This window comes from Brevundimonas sp. (genome assembly GCF_031082345.1).
Lineage (GTDB): Bacteria > Pseudomonadota > Alphaproteobacteria > Caulobacterales > Caulobacteraceae > Brevundimonas.
Window position 1 is genome coordinate 1 of sequence record NZ_JAVHLH010000233.1, and the last position, 4,514, is coordinate 4,514.

The following is a 4,514-nucleotide window of genomic DNA, read 5'->3' on the forward strand; positions in this document are numbered from 1 at the left end:
TGACCAAGTTCATCCTGCATCTGGAAGCCCAGCTGGCGGACCGCAACATCACCATCGAGCTGACCGACGAGGCCAACGACTGGCTGGCCAAGAACGGCTTCGACGAACTGTATGGCGCGCGGCCTCTGGCCCGGGTCATCCAGGAGCACATCAAGAAGCCGCTGGCCGACGACATCCTGTTCGGGCGTCTGACCCGCGGCGGGCATGTGAAGGTCGAGCTGAAGGACGGCAAGATCGTCTTCGACGTCACCCCCTCCAGCGCGGCCCAGGTCAAGGCGTCGCGGCGGGCGGACCAGGTCGTCGACTAGCGGCCCCTTCGCCGCGAGGACGCAAAAAGGCCCGGGCGGCGACGCCCGGGCCTTTCTCTTGCGGGTCGGGGCGTGGTCTAGCGGCGGCGGCCGATGCCGCTGAGCAGGACGGCCAGGCCGGCGACGATGCCGGTGGTCAGCAGCGGCTTGCGGCGGGCGAAGTCGAGACCCTGACGGGCCTTGCCCTGATACTGGGTCGGGGCCTTGTCGACCAGGCCGTCGAGGCCGTCGATGACCCGGCCATAGGCGTCGAGGGCCTTGCCCTTGACCTCGTTCAGCTTGCCCTCGACCTGCAGCTTGCTGTCGCCGGTGAGGCGGCCGAGGCCGTTCCGGGCCTTGCCCTCGAGCTCGGTGGCGGCGCCTTCGATACGTTGGTCGGTCATGCGGAAATCCTTCGACAGGGGTGGGGGAGGGTTGCCGGATTAGCGCATGGCGGTGACGGGAGTTCCGGGCCTGCGACAGGCGGGCGCGGATAGTTTTGCCCGGGTAATATTGACGGTCGAGTTTTACCCGGGTAAAAATTGGATAAGACCGATCAGACCGTCCGCCTGGAGTTCTCTTCCATGTCCATTCCGTCCGACCTGCCCGTGGTCGCCTTCGTCGGCGCCGACCGGATCGCCGCTCCCGGGCCGTTGCACCGGGCGCTGCCCGCGATCCACGCCGCCGCCGCGGCGGGGAAGGGGCCGCTGGTGTTCGACCTGGCCGACGGCCGGGCGGTGGACCTGGACCTGCGCGGCGACGTGGAGGCGGCGCTGGCCCGGCTGGGGCCGGGGGAGGCGGCGGTTGAGAAGCGCGCGCGGGGGCGGCCCAGGCTGGGGGTCACGGCGAAGGAGGTGACCCTGCTGCCGCGCCACTGGGACTGGCTGGCGGCGCAACCGGGCGGGGTCTCGGTGGCGCTGAGGAAGCTGGTCGAGGCCCAGATGAAGGCGGGCGAGGGGCCGGACCGGGCGCGGCGGGCGAAGGAGGCGGCCTACCGCTTCATGACGGCCATGGCGGGAGACCTGCCGAACTATGAGGAGGCGACGCGGAGGCTGTTCGCGGGGGACTGGACCGCGTTCGACGCGGCGGTGGCGGGCTGGCCGGAGGGGGTCAGGGACGTGGCGCGGGAGATGGCCAGGGGGGCGTGGCGGAATGGGGAGCTAGCGGCTTAGGAGCATAAGTCGCCTGCGATTTGCTCGAAGCCGTCAAAGAATATCAGTAGAAAATACGAGCCTGTGGCCGGGTCAGTCTGTTGAAGAAAGGTCCCCGGAGGTGGGACGTTTGCAGGCGCGATACGCAATCGCCTTGCGGCAACTGATCTGTACCTTCGCATCGACTCCCGAGAGTCGTGGGCGATATGATTCCGGATTATGCGCGCATCATCAAAGATGGTTCGATGGGCGACGATGACATCTTTTATCGGGGCGCCATCTCGCAAATATAGCTCAGCGCGCGAAATGACTTTGTCAGGCGAATTCCATTCTAGGAAGGCCATTGCCGATTGCATCAAATCAAGGGCGTGTTCAGAGGACTTGGGGGCAATAAAGGGCCGAGCCCGCTGGCCTGACGGGGATTTTTTACCCTTTGCGTAGAGAACGAAAATCTCTTCCAGAAAACGCTCAAACCGTCGGAAACCAATCGAGAAGAGCCCCTCCGAGAGAAGTGAGAACTGAGCATCAGAGAATCGGCTTGTCCGCGTCGCTGCCATCGTGAGCCTGAAGCGGGATTGGTTCTCCCGATCCACGGCGCGCAGCCGACGAAGTTCCTTCAGAAAGGCCTGATGCGCTGTGTCAATTCTCGTATGCACGCCTAGACGTCATCGGCCAGCTGGCGAGCAACAAACTTGGCTCGATACTCTCTGGCTTGTGTGTCGGTCGTGCCGCGCCGCGAGAACTGGATGAACTGTGCGAAGTCCGCTGGTATGCCTTCGGTGCTCGGCAGCATGGCCGAATAGGCGTCGTATTCAGCACTCAGGTTATCAAGCTGAATTCGCCGTTGGGCCACGTTGGCAGCCGTGAAGGAGGGACGTGGTACGTCCTCCATCTTCTTGAGTCCAAACAGCCCGTGCGAGACCACGTTGAACAGCGTGTAGAAAAGGTGGATTCGGGACCAGTTAGTGTTGGCCAGTTCCTTAGCGGGATAGATCTCTTCAATCGCGCCCATTGCGGCGTCGAACCGGAGCTCAAACGTATCGGCATCAGCAAATTCATCGTCGAATCGCCGATAGTATCCCTCGATCGATTTGTTGGTTTGGGGGCCATCTATCAGCGAGGCTAAAATGTCTGAGGTAAGCTCAGCCTCCGCCATACGAGTTACTGACGCACGAGTCACGATTCCTGAGTCAAGAAGATAATCAAGATATCGGTAGCCAAGCGTATAGGCGAGTTGTTTAAAGAAGCCAACGTACTGAGAGTTCAGCAGTTCTTGTCCATTTAGCCTCATCGTGTATGTGTTTAAACGGGCAAAGATATCAAGTATGTCACGGTATGGCATATCATAAAGCAGGTCAACGCCGACCTCGTACTTCATGAAGTCGTCCTGCGTTTGATCGGGGAGCGAGTCGAAAATCTTGCCAGCGAAATCCTTATTGTGGGCTCTGGATATCTTGAACTGGTTATCAACAAAATCGAGAATTGCACGAAGTCGCTGCTGGCCGTCGACAACAACTCTAATGTTTCGTCGATCCTTAATGTCTTGTGTGAGGAGGAGCTTCGGAATTGGCTTTCCGCGTATAATGGTGTCAACCAGATACGACTTCGCCTTAGCGCTCCATACGCTCCGCCTCTGAAAATCAGGGGATAGCTCCAACTGCCCCCTCTGATTCCACTCCACTAGGTCGGATATGCTGTAGACGCGTGTATCGAAATCTTTCACGTACCTCTCCTACCCCACCTTCACCCGCGTCGCCGCCTCCGGGAGATCCTCTCCGAACGCCCGCTGGTAGAACTCCGCGATGGTCGGCCGCTCCAGCTCGTCGCATTTGTTCAGGAACGTCAGCCGGAAGGCCAGGCCCACATCCCCGGCGAAGATGATCGCGTTCTGGGCCCAGGTGATGACCGTGCGCGGGCTCATCACCGTAGAGATGTCGCCGTTCATGAAGGCGTTGCGGGTCATGTCGGCGACGCGGACCATGGCGGCGATCTTGCGCTTGCCCTCGGCGTCGGACCACTCGGGCACCTTGGCGGCGACGATCTCGGCCTCGACGTCGTGGTCGAGGTAGTTGAGCGTGGTGACGATGTTCCAGCGGTCCATCTGGCCCTGATTGATCTGCTGGGTGCCGTGATACAGGCCCGAGGTGTCGCCGAGGCCGATGGTGTTGGTGGTGGCGAACAGGCGGAAGAATTTGTTCGGCCGGATGACGCGGTTCTGGTCGAGCAGGGTCAGGCGGCCTTGCGCCTCGAGCACGCGCTGGATGACGAACATCACGTCCGGGCGGCCGGCGTCGTATTCGTCGAAGACGAGGGCGATGGGGCGCTGGATGGCCCAGGGCAGCATGCCCTCGCGGAATTCGGTGACCTGTTTGCCGTCCTTGAGGACGATGGCGTCCTTGCCGACCAGATCGATGCGGCTGACGTGGGCGTCGAGGTTGACGCGGACCATGGGCCAGTTGAGGCGGGCGGCGACCTGTTCGATGTGGGTCGACTTGCCGGTGCCGTGATAGCCCTGGACCATGACGCGGCGGTCGAAGGCGAAGCCGGCGCAGATGGCCAGGGTCGTCTGGGGGTCGAAGCGGTAGGCCTCGTCGATCTCGGGCACATGGCTGTCGCGCTCGGTGAAGAGCGGCACGGTCATGTCCGAGTCGATGCCGAAAACCTCGCGCACGGTGGCGTGGCGGTGCGGTTCCAGCGTCAGCAGCGGATCGGGGGAGGCGTCGAGCAGGGAGGTCATCCGCATCCCTTAGAATTCCAGCGCGGCGGGGTCCAGCGGGGGCTTGCGCGGCGGTTGGTGAATGCTGGGCCCGGCCGGCTCAAACGCCGTCATTCCGGGGCGCTCGCAGAGCGAACCCGGAACCCAGGACCGCAGATGAACACCTGGGTTCCGGGTTCCGCTTCGCGGCCCCGGAATGACGGCTCGTGCGAAGCGACGGCTGATCCTTTACAGGGGCGATGCATTGAGAGTAATAACTGACCGGTCAGTTAGCAGTGAGCCCGATGTTGCCCCCAGGCGAGCCCAAATTCCGTCGGCGCCCCGAGGCGCGGCCGGCCGAGATCCTCGCCGCCGCGTTGG

At 62.5% G+C, this 4,514-nt stretch carries 4 protein-coding genes and 1 pseudogene; 2 read left to right on the forward strand and 3 right to left on the reverse strand.

Annotated elements, in window-relative coordinates; genetic code table 11:
- Positions 1-308: pseudogene (gene clpA / locus RDU12_RS12880) on the forward strand (ATP-dependent Clp protease ATP-binding subunit ClpA); the annotation flags it as partial.
- Positions 309-385: 77 nt separating this feature from the next.
- On the opposite strand, the gene RDU12_RS12885 reads toward clpA, so the two are convergent.
- Positions 386-691, reverse strand: coding sequence for a CsbD family protein (locus tag RDU12_RS12885; RefSeq protein ID WP_308684979.1), 306 nt, complete (start codon positions 689-691; stop codon positions 386-388).
- Between the two features lie 180 nt (positions 692-871).
- On the opposite strand from RDU12_RS12885, the gene RDU12_RS12890 reads away from it, so the two are divergent.
- A complete protein-coding gene (locus RDU12_RS12890; protein WP_308684981.1) occupies positions 872-1,459 on the forward strand; it encodes a DUF2239 family protein in 588 nt (195 codons plus the stop codon).
- Between the two features lie 637 nt (positions 1,460-2,096).
- Here RDU12_RS12890 and RDU12_RS12895 read toward each other — a convergent pair.
- Both RDU12_RS12895 and cobS read right to left on the reverse strand, forming a co-directional pair.
- Positions 2,097-3,161, reverse strand: coding sequence for a DUF262 domain-containing protein (locus RDU12_RS12895; protein WP_308684983.1), 1,065 nt, complete (start codon positions 3,159-3,161; stop codon positions 2,097-2,099).
- Between the two features lie 9 nt (positions 3,162-3,170).
- The gene (gene cobS / locus RDU12_RS12900) at positions 3,171-4,181 is read right to left on the reverse strand and encodes a cobaltochelatase subunit CobS (RefSeq protein WP_374990219.1); all 1,011 of its coding nucleotides are present in this window, start codon (positions 4,179-4,181) and stop codon (positions 3,171-3,173) included.
- Positions 4,182-4,514: the final 333 nt, after the last annotated feature.

Excerpts from the sequence above, each read along its gene's own strand:
- RDU12_RS12885 (WP_308684979.1), bottom strand. The coding sequence starts at position 691 with ATGACCGACCAACGTATCGAAGGCGCCGCCACCGAGCTCGAGGGCAAG.
- RDU12_RS12890 (WP_308684981.1), top strand. The coding sequence starts at position 872 with ATGTCCATTCCGTCCGACCTGCCCGTGGTCGCCTTCGTCGGCGCCGAC.
- cobS (WP_374990219.1), bottom strand. The coding sequence starts at position 4,181 with ATGCGGATGACCTCCCTGCTCGACGCCTCCCCCGATCCGCTGCTGACG.